The organism is Devosia sp. Z11_6 (assembly GCF_058133665.1).
The window spans coordinates 355751-371160 of record NZ_JBYUNQ010000002.1; the positions used below are offsets into that span (position 1 = coordinate 355751).

Annotated in this window: 9 protein-coding genes; 6 read left to right on the forward strand and 3 right to left on the reverse strand. The window is 63.8% G+C overall.

Translation table 11 applies throughout. The features are described 5' to 3' along the window. Positions 1 to 63 precede the first annotated feature (63 nt). Genes addA through AC3YMN_RS06980 form a run of 3 tightly spaced genes read right to left on the reverse strand, consistent with a single transcriptional unit; the run spans position 64 to position 7198 of the window. A complete protein-coding gene (gene addA / locus AC3YMN_RS06970) occupies positions 64 to 3498 on the reverse strand; it encodes a double-strand break repair helicase AddA (protein ID WP_489889458.1) in 3435 nt (1144 codons plus the stop codon). Further along, positions 3495 to 6509 (reverse strand): double-strand break repair protein AddB, encoded by a 3015-nt coding sequence (gene addB, locus AC3YMN_RS06975; RefSeq protein WP_489889459.1) that lies wholly within the window; start codon positions 6507 to 6509, stop codon positions 3495 to 3497. Before addB ends, addA begins: the two co-directional genes overlap by 4 nt. Next, on the reverse strand, positions 6506 to 7198 hold the full coding sequence (locus tag AC3YMN_RS06980; protein ID WP_489889460.1) for a nucleotidyltransferase family protein: 693 nt from the start codon (positions 7196 to 7198) through the stop codon (positions 6506 to 6508). Before AC3YMN_RS06980 ends, addB begins: the two co-directional genes overlap by 4 nt. 217 nt (positions 7199 to 7415) lie before the next feature. Here AC3YMN_RS06980 and metK point away from each other — a divergent pair, with 217 nt between their 5' ends. From metK to infB, 6 genes are all read left to right on the forward strand, one after another. Next, complete coding sequence (gene metK / locus AC3YMN_RS06985) at positions 7416 to 8672, forward strand: methionine adenosyltransferase (RefSeq protein ID WP_489889461.1); 1257 nt, start codon at positions 7416 to 7418, stop codon at positions 8670 to 8672. 46 nt (positions 8673 to 8718) lie between these two features. Further along, positions 8719 to 9429: a tRNA (guanosine(46)-N7)-methyltransferase TrmB gene (gene trmB, locus AC3YMN_RS06990; RefSeq protein WP_489889462.1), complete on the forward strand. Its 711-nt coding sequence runs from the start codon at positions 8719 to 8721 to the stop codon at positions 9427 to 9429. 112 nt (positions 9430 to 9541) lie between these two features. Next, positions 9542 to 10177 (forward strand): ribosome maturation factor RimP, encoded by a 636-nt coding sequence (gene rimP, locus AC3YMN_RS06995; protein WP_489889463.1) that lies wholly within the window; start codon positions 9542 to 9544, stop codon positions 10175 to 10177. Next, complete coding sequence (nusA, locus tag AC3YMN_RS07000; protein ID WP_172121745.1) at positions 10178 to 11785, forward strand: transcription termination factor NusA; 1608 nt, start codon at positions 10178 to 10180, stop codon at positions 11783 to 11785. Between the two features lie 26 nt (positions 11786 to 11811). Next, complete coding sequence (locus tag AC3YMN_RS07005; protein WP_489889464.1) at positions 11812 to 12492, forward strand: RNA-binding protein; 681 nt, start codon at positions 11812 to 11814, stop codon at positions 12490 to 12492. A 14-nt stretch (positions 12493 to 12506) separates the two neighbouring features. Then, a complete protein-coding gene (gene infB / locus AC3YMN_RS07010; protein ID WP_489889465.1) occupies positions 12507 to 15404 on the forward strand; it encodes a translation initiation factor IF-2 in 2898 nt (965 codons plus the stop codon). Positions 15405 to 15410: the final 6 nt, after the last annotated feature.

Here is a 15410-nt window from a genome sequence, read left to right on the forward strand (position 1 = left end):
GTTGAAAGCGGTGCTTTGTTTGCTCCCAAAGCTGGGAAGAGTCTAGCGTTTCAGCAAGCAGACTCACCGGATGGTGAAACCTTCGCGCGCCTCGTGCAAGAGGTGGGGTGGAAGATACATCAATGATTCCAGCGTCGTCCACAGGATGGCGGCCCGCACCCGCAGTCCAGGGAAGAGCTGTTCTGCAACCAGTGCATACAACCCCAGCTGGGTCAGGTAGTTCCGCGCCACTAGTTCAGGTGCATCAGGAACGATGGCGTCGGATTTGAAGTCGATCACCAGAACGCCGTCGGCATCGACGACGATGCGGTCCATGCGCCCCGCCAGCCGAATTGGCTCGCCATTTTGGGCGGCATCAAACAGAAACGGCACCTCCGCGCGGCTCGAGGCGCCGAAGAGCCCCGCCAATTCGGGCCGGGTCAGGATGGAGATAGCCTTGGCGCCTACGACCGGCTGTCGTTCCGGCGCCTCGGGCAAGAGCGCTGCGACCGCCTTGGGCACGACCCGGGGCCAAAGCGCAGGCTCCACGCGGCCGAGATGCTGCAGCAGCGCATGGAGCGCAATGCCCTCGCGCCGCGAAGCCTCGGCGTCGCGCACCCCTTCAAGCGCGGTGCTGAAGGGGGTACGTGGCGCGCCCTGCGTGCCCGCTCCAGCGGGCGTAACGGTGGGAATGGCGCGGAATGTTGGCAGAGGCTCAAGCGCAAGCGTGCCCCCGCTCTGGACCTCTTGGGCAGTCCTGCCGGCCAAGGCGGCCGGTTGCTCGCGATCGCGTGGAAAGACCAGCGCGGTTTCTACGCCATCGCTATCCGTGATGCTTTGGCTTAGCGGGCGAAGGGCGGCTTCCACGGCTGCATACCAACTGCCCTGGAGCTGCTTTCCGGCGTCGGTCCCGGGAGTGAGCGCGCCCGTCAGGTAAAGCTCATCTTCGGCCCGGGTCATGCCGACATAAAGCTTACGCCAATATTCGTTAAGCAGATTGGCATCGATACGCTGCTTGAGGGGCGAGGTTTCGGTCAAGTGCCCGTTCGCCCCGCTCGCATGGATCAGGAGCGGGCCGGGATAGTCAGGCACGAGGTAGATCGGCCGCCCCAGCTGTTGCGGGCGTGGTTTGTTGACGGCATCGGCAAGGATCACAATCGGGGCCTCGAGCCCCTTGGCGCCATGGACGGTCATGATGCGCACCCCTGCCCCCGATTCGGGCAGTTCCCGTTTGACGGTGCCACCAAGCCCCCGCATCGCCGCCACAAAGCCCAGTAGGGAGGGTTGTTCGGTCTGCTCGTGGGCGAGGGCCAGTTCCAGCAGCGCTGCCAGCACGTCGTCCACTTCGCTGCCGAGCCGGGCGTGAAAGCGCGCAAGCCCGTCTTCGGCATAAAGTACCTGGGCCAGAAACTCGAACGGACGCTCGAAATCGAGCTCGCCGCGCCAGCGATGGAGCCGTTCATAAGCCTCTGCGCAAGGGGCAATCGCACATCGGCTGAGGGCCTGCCACAGGCTTTGCCCCCGCGCCCGCCCATGACTGAGGCCGAACAGATCATCCTCGGTGATGTCGAACAAGGGCGAGCGCAGCAAGGCGGCCAGTTGCAGATCGTCGGCGGGGTTCAGCAGCACGTCGCAGAGCGCCAAGAGGTCCATGACCGCGATGTGGCTGGTGACCCCCAACCTGTCGGCGCCCGGAGTGGGCAGGTCCCATTTGCGGAGCGCCCGGATGATCTCGGCAAAAAGCGGACCCCGGGATTGCACGAGGATCAGGACGTCATCGGCTCGCACGGGGCGGCCGCGGCCGGTGAGCGGACGCCCTCCCTTGATCCAGCCGCTGATCTCGGCGGCAATGCGTTCGGCGACCTGGCGCGGCGCCGTTTGTTCGGTGGGCGGAACCCTGGTGGGCCATTCATCGCCCTCCCTGCCGCCCGCCGGCTGCTGCAGCGGGGGCCACAGGGTCACCGTACCCCCGCGCATGGTGCGGGCGGCCTGGTGCTCCACCGGCTCGTTTTCCAGCAGGGCTTCCCGCATCTCGGGGCTGTTGGTGACGAGGTCCACCGCCTGCAAGATCTCTGGCAGGGTGCGGAAGCTCGTGCGCAGGGGCACCGGCAGGAAGGGAGCATCGGCTTCAGCGGCCAGCCGGCGGTAGAGCTGGCCGGTTTCGCCAAAGAGTTCAGGTTGGGCGCCCTGGAACGAATAGATGGATTGCTTCTGGTCGCCCACAGCAAAGAGCGAACGCGGGCGCGTCACCGCCCCTTCACCGGCAAAGAACTCGGCCGTGATCGCCTTGACCACCCGCCATTGCTCGCCATTGGTATCCTGGGATTCATCGACGAGGATGTGGTCAATTCCGGCATCGAGCTTGTAACGCACCCATTCGCCCGCTTCGCGCTCAAACAGATCGGCAAGCCGCTCCACCAGGTCGTCGAAATCGAGCTTGGACTGCCGGCGCTTGGCATCCTCGTAGCGTTGGTGGATGGCGCCCAGGATCTGGAGAAAGGCTTCACTGCGCTCCACCAGTTCGAGCTTGCTCAATTCCGCATCGAGCCGAACCACGCGCCCCTGCTCGCGGGTCAGCAGATCGAAGAGATCGGGGCGCTTGGCCTGCTGGGCGGCCGTGAGCAGGCGCGAACGCGGCCCCTTGTCCGTCAGGAAGAGGCGCCGCAACTCACCCGCGGTGATCAGATCGGGATTGCAGCGGGCAAGCATGTCAACAAAGCGCGCGCCCACCCCCTTGAGGGGATCACCGGCGAATATGGTCACGAGATCACGGCAGCTAAGCGCGTTAAGCAGCGTATCGTTCTGGAGCTCGGCTTCCACTTCGGCGCTGGAGCGGTTGCCGGCATCCACCAGGCGCCGGAGATTCGCCTTAGCCCGATCGGGATGCTGCAGCACAGTCTTGAGCTTCCGCCCATCAGCCAGGGCATCGCCGATGGCCTTGCGGATTTGGTCATCGGAAAGGGTGCGAAAGAGGGTTTCAACGGCGCCTTCAACGCCGATGCCTTCGGCCAGCACCGCTTCGCGGGCGCCGAGCAGCATGTCTTCGCGCGTGTCATCTTCCACTACGGAGAAGTCGAAGGGCACCCGCGCTTCGAGTGGAAAACGATGCAGCACGCTTTCGCAGAAAGCGTGAATGGTGTTGATGCGCAGACCGCCAGGGGTTTCCAGCGCGCGGGCAAACAAGGTGCGCGCGCGCTCGCGCATGCCGGGGCGAAAGCTTGCGCCCTCAAGCTCGCCTAGGTCCTCGTCGAGCGCCTGCTCCTCCATGGTTGCCCAGCGCGCCAATTCACGCGCCACCCGGCGCCGCATCTCGGCGGCTGCAGCCTTGGTATAGGTCAGGCACAAAATAGCCTGAGGATCGACCCCAGCCAGCAGGAGGCGCAGCACCCGGCGCGTGAGCACGAAGGTTTTGCCCGAGCCGGCATTGGCCGACACCCAGATGGACAGGCCCGGATCAGCCGCCTGGGCCTGATTGGCCCGTGTATTGAACGGGACCTGAAGTTCGCCGCGATCGCTCACTGGTCGCCCTCCGTGCCATCCATGGCGCTCCATTCGGCAACCCGGGCGAGATGATCATAGGCCCCGGCAAAGCGCTGGCCGGCCATGGGCAAGAGCCGGGACGGCATGGGCGTTTGGCGCAACAGAAAATACTCCATATGGGCCTGGGCGCGACGCGCCAGTTCGTCCGCTGCCGACATCAGGTCATGCCCTTCGGTGGGAACAAAGGACTTGGGCACAAAGGCGTCAGGACCCAAGCCAACCTTCACATAGGTCAGGGCAGCCGTATCGGCGGGCGCCACACCCTCCAGCGCGCCGACGCGCGCCATTTGCGCCTCAAGCAGCAATTGGGGCACCTGGAAGTTCTGCATGGCCGCCTTGTTGGGCGGAGTGCCGGTCTTGAAATCGACGATCTCGAGCGTGCCATCGACGCGCTCGTCGACCCGGTCGGCCCGGCCGGTGATGCGCATGGGCTCCTTGAGCTTGAGCGCCCAGTCGCCATCGATCTCGGCATGCCGGCGCCGAATCTCGGCGTCGCGGCTCCGCTCCCAATCGAGGAATTGCCGGGCAGCGGTATCGAAGCGGCGCAGCCAGATGTCGCGCCGCTCGGAAATGGCGTCGAGCCCAGCGAATTTGACCCGCGCAATGGCATTGAGGACGTCGATGGCATCGGCGGCCATCGCATCATGACCATCGATCACGAACTGTGCAAAGATGTCATGGATGATGGTGCCGCGTTCACGCGCATCGGGTGGGCTGCCCAGAGCATCGATCGGGCGCAGGCCGAGCACGTGCTTGGCATAGAGATCATAGGGCGAGCGCATCAGGGTTTCGATTTCGGTGACCGAAAGGCGCCGTGGGCGCACTTCCACCGGCGGATTGGGTGCGGGGCGGGTCGCCGGCACCACGGCCGCTACCGCGTCAAGCGCCCGCGCCTCTAGGCACCACCGGTTGCCGCGCGAGCGCAACTCCTTGACGCAGTCGTCGCCGGCAAAGGCTTCGAGGCGCTGCACCAAGCGCGAGGCGATGGCGGGGCTGGTGCCGATGCGTTCGGAAAAGGCGAGCAGCACTTCGCCATTACCCAGCGCTTGGGCAAAGTCGTGCGCGGCCAGGCCCTGCCGCCGCTCGGGCGGCTCGAGCCCGGCAGAAAGACGCATGCCGCGGCTGAGCCAGGGGCCAGGATCGGCAGGTTCGGGCCATTTGTCTTCGTTGAGCGCGGCGAGGATTAGGAGATCGGGGTTTTGCAGGCGCGCTTCGAGTTGGCCCCAGATGGTGATGTCAGTGCGCCGGGTTTCGAGCGTGCGCACCTGGAACCCGGCCATAAGGGCACGCAGCACGGCGTCAAGGCCGCGTGGGGCAAAGCGAAGGCCCTGCTCGCCGTGACCATCGAGTTCATTGGCCCAGGCCTCGAGTTCACGGCGCCCGGGGATATCGGCGCCGTCGGCGACGCCGACAAAGCCGGCCAGCAAGGCCGAGGCGAGGCCCGCCGCCGTGATCTCGGGCGCGGCCAGCTGCGCCTGCAAGGGCGCGAGGGCCGCCTCCACCATGTCGAGCAAGCCCGATATGTCGGCACCCGCCCGTGGGTCCAGCCGTAAGGCGGGGAAAGCGGTGGTGCCATCGAGATTGGCCGCCAGCAGGGTGCGAATGCCGTCAAGGCCGGGGCTGGAGCGCTGCCCTCGCAAAAGGCCCAGCTCGATCATGTCAGCGACCCGGGCGATCTCGCCACGGGAGCGGCCAAAAAGGGCGGCGCGGTTGCGCAGCAATGCCATGAGGTCAACGGCCGCACAGCCATTGGCGGCGAGCGCAAGGATCTCACGAACCAGCCGTCCCGCGGCAGATTGATAAAGAGGAGCGCCGGCGGCGTCATCCACCCGAACGTCCCAACGGGCCAGTTCCGCAGCAATCCGGCGCGCGAGGTTACGATCAGGCGTGACGATGCCCACTGTCTTGTGCTCTGAAAGCGCCGCTCGGGCCGCCAGGGCAATGGCGCGCGCCTCCTCGTCTTCGGTGCGCGCGGCAAGAATGCTCATGCCTGAAGTTGCAAGCGCAAGCGCTTCGTCGCTCATGCGCTGCTCGGACCAAATAGCGGTTTGGGGCGTTGGCGCGAGCGCGAGACGGACCAGGTCGGTACGGGCGGCGGGGGTATCCTCAAGCTCGATCACCTCACCGATCCCCGCTCCAAGCCCGCGCAGCAGCTTGCTCAACCCATATTGAGGGTGCCCATGGGGATTGTTGGCATCATCGAGCAACGCGGCATGATCAGCCTCGCTCATCGTGGTATCGAAGCCGGGCAGCACCAGCGCACCGCGAGGGAGCCGCCGGATGGCATCCAGAAGCCGTGCCGTTGCGGGAATAGATCCCGTGGAGCCGGCCGCGATCACCGGCCGCTCGCCGTAGAGCAAGGGCGCGGCGGCCGCCTGCCGGTCGAGGCGCAATGAACGCAATGCGGCCGGATCGGCACGGCCCCGCTCGCGCAGGTGCTCGGGCCAGAACTGCAGGGCGATATCGAGGAAGCGCTGGGTTTGCTGCCAATAAGCACCGAGATTGCTTTCCACCCCAGCGGCGATAGCGCGCAGGTCGCCGGCGGTGCGCTCCTCGGTGGTCAGGTCATCGATCAGCTCACCCAGGGACTCGGCCATGGACAGGATTTCGCCGGCCGTGGGCGGGGTCGAAAATGCCGCGTGCCCTTCGCTGGTATTGGCCCAGGCGCCAACCAGGCGCGAGAGCACCAGGCGGCGCTCCAGCCCGGACGCGGCCGGCGGCAGCAAGGGCGCATCGAAGGGCGGCAGGAACGGCTCTTCATCCTCCACTTCGCCACCAAAGGTCCGGATATCGGGCAATAGGCCACCGCCACGCTGCCGAAAGGCTTCTGCGAGCCCCAGCCGGGCGCGCTGCGTCGGGACAATCACGGTGACGTCGCTCAACCAGAAAGGCTGGCTGCGGTCCCAGTCGCCCAGCAACGTGCCATCAAGAATACGATCTGCCAGCCTGGGCAGGAAGGGCGCATGGGGCGCAATGGAAGAGATTGTCACGCCAGTTCCTGCTCCGCCGCCGCCAGTGCCTCGGAGTCGCCGACGTGAAACCAGTGTGCGTTCAACGCTACGCCGGCAAGGGTTTCCCGCTCCATTGCCCGGTCGAACAATCGGGTGAGGGAATACGCTCCATCAGGGGTATCGGCAAAGGCCGCTTTGCCAAGGAGAGCGACGCCGGCATAGATCACGGGCGCGCCATAGTCCGGCGTGACCCGGCCGAAGGGATCAAGACAAAAATCGTGACTGCGCCCGAACCCTGTTGCCCGGCTGGGATGGACACAAAGCAGCACAATCTCCGCTTCTCCTCCCTCCCAGCGCTCCAGCATGCGCGCGAGCGGCGTGTCAGCGCCCGGAAGCCAGAAGGCATCAGTGTTCATCACGAGGATCGGGTCGGAATGAAGCATGGGCAGCGCTGCCTTGACCCCGCCACCGGTGCCCAGCAGCGTGTCTTCCCGCGACACTTTGAGCAGGCCGCCGAAATGGGCGAGCAGCTGGTCGGCCCGATAATGGGCGTTGGCAACAAAGCGCCTGGCCCCTTCAGCGCGCGCACTTGCCATGACCCGCTCGATCAGCGGGGTGCCGCCCACCGGCACCAGGGGCTTGGGCATAGTCTCGGTGAGGGGACGAAGCCGGGTGCCAAGGCCGGCGGCCAGCAGCATGACGTCGGGGAATCGAGCGATTTCGGTCATGGGCCGATATGAAGGGCTGGACTGGACCCTGTCCAGACCAAGAGTTCTCGCTGTTGGTCCCCTGAACGCCTCAAGCCATGGGCAGGCTTTGCTCACCTTCACGCCAATGAGATATCAAGCTTTCTTTATATCCGCCTTGACCGCTACGGCCCCCGGTGCCAAAACCACCCCTGAAGAGGGGAAATGCTGCCCCTCTGACGGTAGCGGAGAACAAGGCGTGGCACGCTCTTCTTATCTTTTCACCTCTGAGTCGGTTTCGGAAGGCCATCCGGACAAGGTCTGCGACCGCATTTCCGATGAAATCGTGGACCTCGTCTTTCGCGAAGCCAAAAAAGCCGGCATGGACCCGGCCAAGGTCCGCATTGCCTGCGAAACGCTGGCGACCACAAACCGCGTGGTGATCGCGGGTGAAGTGCGCGTGCCCGAAACACTGCTCAAAAAAGACAAGGACGGCAATGTCGTGCTCGACGGTGCCGGCCAGCCACGCGTCAATCCGGCCAAGTTCAAGGCCGCGGCCCGCAAGGCGATCCGTGCCATCGGTTATGAGCAGGCAGGCTTTCACTGGAAAACCTGCAAGATCGACGTGCTGCTGCATGGGCAATCCGCCGATATCGCAGCTGGTGTGGATGAAGCCGGCAACAAGGATGTCGGCGCAGGCGACCAGGGGATCATGTTCGGCTATGCCAGCCGCGAAACCCCCGAACTGCTGCCAGCACCGATCTTTTATGCCCACAAGATTCTCGATGTGCTGACCCAGGCGCGCAAGTCGGGAGTGGGTCCGGCGGCCGTGCTGGGGCCCGATGCGAAATCGCAGGTGACGGTGCGCTATGAGAACGGCAAGCCGGTTGGTGTTACCCAGATCGTGCTCTCGACGCAGCACCTTGATGAAGACCTGACCTCGGCCGATGTGCGAACGATTGTCGAACCCTTCGTGCGCGAGGCCCTGCCCGACGGCTGGATCGATGACGCCACGGTGTGGCACGTCAATCCAACCGGCAAGTTCGTGGTTGGTGGCCCCGATGGCGATGCCGGACTGACCGGCCGCAAGATCATTGTCGATACTTATGGCGGGGCTGCCCCCCATGGTGGTGGCGCCTTTTCAGGCAAGGATCCGACCAAGGTGGATCGCTCGGCCGCTTATGCAGCACGCTATCTCGCCAAGAATGTCGTAGCAGCAGGTCTGGCCGATCGCGCGACCATTCAGCTGTCCTATGCCATTGGCGTGGCACAGCCGCTCTCGATCTATGTGGACCTGCATGGCACGGGCAAGGTCGAGGAAGAAGCCGTGGAGCTGGCTCTGGGCCAGGTTATGGATCTGACCCCGCGCGGCATCCGCACTCATCTCGATCTCAACAAGCCCATCTATGCCAAGACTTCGGCCTATGGCCATTTCGGGCGCAAAGCGGGACGAGACGGCTCGTTTTCGTGGGAAAAAACCGACCTCGTAGGGGCGCTCAAGGCGGCGGTAAAGTAGGAGCCCTTGGCGTAACGGGCAGCGGCCTGCTATAGCCGCGAACCTGATGACCAAGACCGCTCACCAACTTCCGCAAACGCGCGCGGGTGAACCGCGCGCTTTTTTTGGCCGCCGTTCCGGCAAGAAGCTCCATGGCGGGCAGCAGGCGGTGTTCGACGCCACCCTGCCCGCGCTTGAGATCGAGCTCGAAGGATCACTCGATCCCCGCTCGCTGTTTCCCGACGCCAACGAGATCATCGTCGAGATCGGCTATGGTGGGGGTGAGCATCTTGCCCTTGAGGCCGGCCGGCATCCGCAAACCGGCTTTATCGGCTGCGAAGTGTTTACCGGAGGCATCGGCAAGATGGTGCAGACCATCGCCGCGCAGGGGCTGCGCAATATCGGGCTCTTTACCGATGATGCCCTCAAGCTGCTGATGGCGCTGCCGGACGCCAGCCTAGATGGCGTTTACCTGCTTTATCCCGATCCCTGGCCCAAGACGCGACACCACAAGCGGCGCTTTGTGTCGCCGACAACACTGGGGGAACTCGCGCGAGTGATCCGCCCCGGTGGGAAGTTCTATTTCGCCACCGACATCGAGGATTACGCGAATTGGTGCCTCGCTCATATCCTGCGCAGCCCCGATTTCGCGTTCAATCCCGGTGGTGCGGGCGAGTGGCACGAGCCTTATCCTGGCTGGGAAGCGACGCGGTACGAGACCAAGGCGCGCCGGGAAGGCCGGATGGTGTCGTTCTACTTCAGTTTCGAGCGTCGCTGATGGAAGCCTTGCAGCGCTGACAATACAGCGCTATATAAGGGTTCAACATCTCTGGCAGTTTGCAGAGTGGGCGCCTTCCCGGCCCCGCTCTTTTTTATTACCTGAAGGTTCAATGCCAATCGATCTTACTGAAAAACGCTTCATCAAGGAAACCGGACTCGAGCAACGGCTGGCAGCCATTATCGAGCCGGTCGCCAACAGCCTTGGTTATGCCCTGGTGCGGGTGAAGGTCACCCAGGAAAATGGCATGACCTTGCAGATCATGGCCGAGGACGAGAACGGCCGCTTTGCCATCACCGATTGCGAAACGCTGTCCAAGGATCTTTCGCCGGTGCTCGATGTCGAGGACCCGATCGACCGCGAATATCACCTGGAAGTGTCGTCGCCAGGCATTGATCGCCCGCTGGTGCGCCGCCGAGACTTCGAGACCTATATCGGTCACGAAGCCAAGGTGGAACTGGCCGATGCCCTTAATGGCCGCAAGCGCTTCCGCGGCATCATCAAGGCCGTCGAGGATGATGCCTTCGTCATTACCATTCCCGATGCGCCGGGCGGCACCGATCCCGATTTCCGCCTGCCCTTAACGGCTCTTGCCGAAGCCAAGCTGGTTATGACCGATGCCTTGATGGAAAAGGCGCGAATCGACCAGGAAGCCCATCCCATCGATGACGACGAAACGGAAACGGTTGAGTTCACCGATCCCGGCGACGACGATGAAGACGACCAAATCGTTCAGGAGACCCACTAAATGGCCGTTAGCGCGAACAGACTCGAGCTTTTGCAGATTGCAGATGCCGTCGCCCGCGAGAAATCGATCGACCGCATGGTTGTGATCGAAGCCATGCAGGACGCCATGGAAAAGGCCGCCAAGGGCCGCTATGGCGCGGAAACCGAGATCAAGGTCGAGATCAATCCCCGCTCGGGTGAGACCCGGATGTGGCGCCTGCTGGAAATTGTTGACGAGGTTGAAGAGCCCAGCCGTCAGGTTGACCTGAAGACCGCCCAGATCAAATCGCCTACCGCCAAGATCGGCGACTTCCTGACCGAACCCCTGCCCCCAATGGAATTTGGGCGCATTGCCGCTCAGTCGGCCAAGCAGGTTATCGTGCAAAAGGTGCGCGATGCCGAGCGCGAGCGCATGTATGACGAATACTTCAACCGCATCGGCGAGATCGTCAACGGCACGGTCAAGCGCGTCGAATACGGCAATGTGATCGTGGATCTGGGCCGTGGCGAAGCCATCATTCGCCGTGACGAGCTGATCCCGCGCGAAATGTTCCGCTATGGCGATCGCGTGCGCGCCTATGTCTATGACGTGCGCCGCGAACAGCGCGGCCCGCAGATTTTCCTGTCGCGCACCCATCCGCAGTTCATGGCCAAGCTGTTCATGCAGGAAGTGCCCGAGATCTATGATGGCATCATCACCATTCGCTCGATTGCCCGTGATCCGGGATCGCGCGCCAAGATCGCGGTGACCTCGTCGGACTCTTCCATCGACCCCGTGGGCGCCTGCGTCGGTATGCGCGGTTCGCGCGTGCAGGCGGTGGTGGGCGAGCTGCAGGGCGAAAAGATCGACATCATCCCATGGACCGACTCCATTGCCGATCTGGTGGTTTCGGCGCTGCAGCCGGCAGATGTTGCCAAGGTTGTGCTCGATGAGCAGGCCGAACGCATTGAAGTCGTGGTACCCGATGAGCAGCTGAGCCTTGCCATTGGCCGCCGTGGCCAGAATGTCCGTCTTGCCAGCCAGCTCATTGGCTGGGATATCGATATCCTGACCGAGCAGGAAGAAAGCGAGCGGCGTCAGAAAGAATTCACCGAACGCTCGACCCTGTTCATGGATGCCCTTGACGTGGACGAGATGGTTGCCCAACTATTGGCTTCCGAAGGCTTCTCGTCGGTTGAAGAACTCGCCTATATCGAACTCGATGAAATCGCGTCGATCGAGGGCTTTGACGAAGAAACCGCCGCAGAAATCCAGAACCGCGCGACCGAATATCTGGCCGCCATTGATCGGGCTCACGACGAGGAGCGCCAGGCACTCGGTGTCGAGGATGATCTTTACGAGATCCCGGGCCTGACTGCCGCCATGCTGGTAGCTCTGGGCAAGGATGACATCAAGACCGTGGAAGACTTCGCGGGCTGCGCCGCCGACGACCTCGTGGGCTGGAGTGAGCGCAAGGACGGCGAAACCAAGCGGTTCGAAGGCACGTTGAAGGACTTCCCCGTCAGCCGCGAGGAAGCTGAAGACATGATCATGCAGGCGCGCGTGCGGGCCGGCTGGATCAACGAAGACGAACTGCCTGGCGCGCAGGCTGAAGAAGGCGAAGACACTCAAGCAGAGGCGGCGGTTTAAGCCGCCTCAAGGCAAGGGAGCTCCGTTTGGCCCGGCGCGAAGAAACAACGCGGATGTGCGCGCTGACTCGGCAAGAAAAGCCGGTCGCCGAGTTGATCCGTTTCGTGCTCGGCCCCGACGGGGTCCTGGCCCCTGACACAGAGGCGAAGGCGGATGGGCGGGGCGTCTGGATCAGCCTCAACCAGCAGGCCGTTGCCGAGGCGGTGAAAAAGAAGGTGTTCGGGCGCAGCCTCAAAAGCGAGGTTGTGGTCCCCCAAGACCTACCCGAGCTGGTGCGAACCCGGCTTGAGCAGCGCTTGTTGCAGGCCCTGAGCATGACGCGCAAGGCGGGGCAGCTGGTGACCGGGGCGACCAAAGTTCGCAGTCTCCTTGCCACGGGCGAGCTGGTTGCGCTGATCACCGCGTCCGACGCCTCGGCGGATGGACGCAGCAAGATGGTAGGACCCCTCAAGGCCCTTCATCACGCCGCACGCGAAGAAGGCGTGGACGACTTTGAAGTGCCTCATCTCGAATTGCTCTCTTCGGAGCAATTGGGTTTGGCACTTGGCCAGGAAAATGTGATACATGCTGCCCTAACGAAAGGGGCGGCAGCCCAATCGGCAGTGGAAAAGGCCCGCAGACTGGCCCTTTACACCGCCCAAGCGATGGCCGACAGCACCGACCGCCCTGCGGTTGACGGTGCTGTTTTGCCAGACGAACGAGTTTGAGAGACGCGAGATACATGGCTGATAACGACGACAAGCGCATCGACGACACTTCTGGCGGGGGCAAGAAGACGTTGACATTGAAGGGGGGTCCGGGTGCCGGAAACCGCCCCGGCATGTCGCGTCCACAGTCGCGTACCGTGGTGGTCGAGAAGCGCACGCGCCGCGTGCCCACGCCGGGCGCCCCGAGTGGTGCACCGCAGCGGCCCCAGTCAGCGGCCCCTGCCGCCGCGGCGAGCCAGCGGCCAGCGCAAAGCCAGCGCCCTCCCCAGAGCCAGCGTCCGCCGCAAGGTCGCCCGGCCGGGCAGAGCCGTGCCCCCTTGGGCCTGTCAGCTGCTGAAGCTGAAGCCCGGCGCAACGCCCTGTTGCAGGCCGGCGCGCGCCAGGCGGAGGAGCAACAGCGCTTTGCCGCCGAGGAAGCCCGCCGCGTTGAGGAAGATGCCCGCCGCCGCCAGGTGCGTGAAGAGGCGGCCCGGCTCGAAGAAGAGCGCCGTCGCGCCAGCGAAGCGGCATCAGAAACACCTGAGCCATCCAGCCCTGCCCCTCAGGCTGAAGCAGCTCCAGTTGCAGCTGCGGCCGAGACATCGGCTCCCACTCCTGTCCCGGCAGAAGCTGCTGCACCCGTTGTTCCAGCGTCTCAGCGCAATCCCGGGCCGAGCAGTGTCCGTGTGGTTGCCGGCCGCCCAGGCCAGCCGCCGCGGCCAACGCGCCCGGCAGGCGACCGCCCCAACCCCAATCTGCGCCCCGCAAGCGAGCGCGGTGCAGGCGCTGCACTGCGCCCCGGTGCTGCCACGGCCCGTCCGTCGGGCACTGCCACTCGTCCTGCGGAGGCTCGTCGTCCGGCGGGCGCGGGCATGGCACCGATCGGCAATGTGCCGCCGGCACCGCCCAGCGAAGCCGATGGTCGCAAGATCCGCACCAGCGCGCCCACCAATCGTGGCCCGATCAGTGAAGCTGAACTGGAAAATGCCCGCCGCGCATCTCGCGCCACGCCGGAGCGTCCGACGCGCCGCGTTGGTGAGGATGCCAATGCTCGCGGCCGGCTGACGGTTACCAATGCCGGCGCCGAAAGCGACCGTGATCGTGGTCCCTCGCTGGCTGCAATGCGTCGTCGTCGCGACAAGAAGATGGGCCGCAACCAGCAGGTGGCGCCCAAGCTTAGCCGTGAAGTGACCATTCCCGAGGCGATCACCGTCCAGGAACTGGCCAACCGCATGGCCGAGCGCGCCGTTGACGTCATCAAGCTGTTGATGGCCCAAGGCCAGATGATGAAGATCAACGACATCCTCGATGCCGATACGGCCGAGCTAATCGCGACCGAACTCGGTCACACGGTCAAGCGCGTGTCGGAAGCCGATGTTGAAGAAGGTCTTTATGATCTGCCCACCGATGACCGGGCTGAGGATCTGACTAATCGTGCGCCTGTGGTGACCATCATGGGTCACGTCGACCACGGCAAGACCTCGCTGCTCGACGCCATCCGCGAAGCCAATGTGGTGAGCGGGGAAGCCGGCGGCATCACCCAGCATATCGGCGCCTATCAGGTGGAAAAGAACGGTGCACGGATCACCTTCCTCGACACCCCGGGCCACGAAGCCTTTACCGCCATGCGTGCCCGTGGTGCGCAGGCGACCGACATTGCCGTTTTGGTGGTGGCAGCTGATGACGGCGTGATGCCTCAGACCATTGAATCCATCAAGCACGCGAAGGCGGCCGGTGTTCCGATCATCGTGGCCATCAACAAGATGGACAAGCCCGATGCCAACCCGACCCGGGTTCGCACCGAGTTGCTGCAGCACGAAGTGTTTGTTGAAACCATGGGCGGCGATGTGCTCGATGTCGAGGTTTCCGCCAAGACGCGCGATGGCCTAGACAAGTTGCTGGAAACCATCCTGCTGCAGGCCGAAGTGCTTGAGCTACGCGTGGCGCGCGACGGCCGTGCCGAAGGCCTTGTGATCGAAGCCAAGCTCGACCGCGGTCGCGGTGCCGTTGCGACGGTGCTGGTGCAGCGCGGCACGCTGGCGATCGGCGACATCGTGGTGGCTGGTACCGAATTTGCCCGTGTTCGGGCGCTGATCAACGATCAGGGCGAACAGGTCAAAGAGGCCGGCCCCTCGGTCCCGGTTGAGGTCCTGGGCTTTACTGGCGTGCCAAGCGCTGGTGATCGGTTCTCGGTGGTTGAAAGCGAAGCACGGGCTCGCGAAGTCACCGAATACCGTCAGCGGGTTATCCGCGAGAAGACTGCTGGTGGCGGCGCGACCAGCCTTGAGCAGATGATGAACCAGCTCAAGGCCTCGGGCATTGCCAAGTTCCCCTTGATCATCAAGGGCGACGTGCAGGGTTCGGTGGAAGCGATCGTGGCTTCGCTCAACAAGCTCTCGACCGATGAAGTGTCGGCGCAGATCCTGATGAGCGCCGTGGGCGGGATCACTGAATCGGACGTGACGCTGGCTTCGGCCTCGAACGCGATCGTTATCGGTTTCAATGTGCGTGCCAACAAGCAGGCCACGGATCTTGCGACCCGCGACGGGATCGAAATTCGTTACTACAACATCATCTATGATCTTGTGGATGATGTGAAAAATGCGATGAGCGGGTTGCTCAAGCCTGAGCGCCGCGAGACCTTCATTGGTAATGCGGAGATCCTTGAGGTCTTCCAGATCACCAAGGTCGGCAAGGTCGCCGGTTGCCGGATCACCGAAGGCATGGTGGAGCGTGGCTCGGGCGTGCGTTTGATCCGCGACAACGTCGTGATCCACGAAGGAAAGCTCAAGACTCTCAAGCGCTTCAAGGACGAAGTGAAGGAAGTCCAGACCGGCCAGGAATGCGGCATGGCCTTCGAGAACTACGAGGACATGCGTCCCGGCGACGTCATCGAATGCTTCCGCGTCGAGACGGTGCAGCGCACGCTGTAGGCCTAA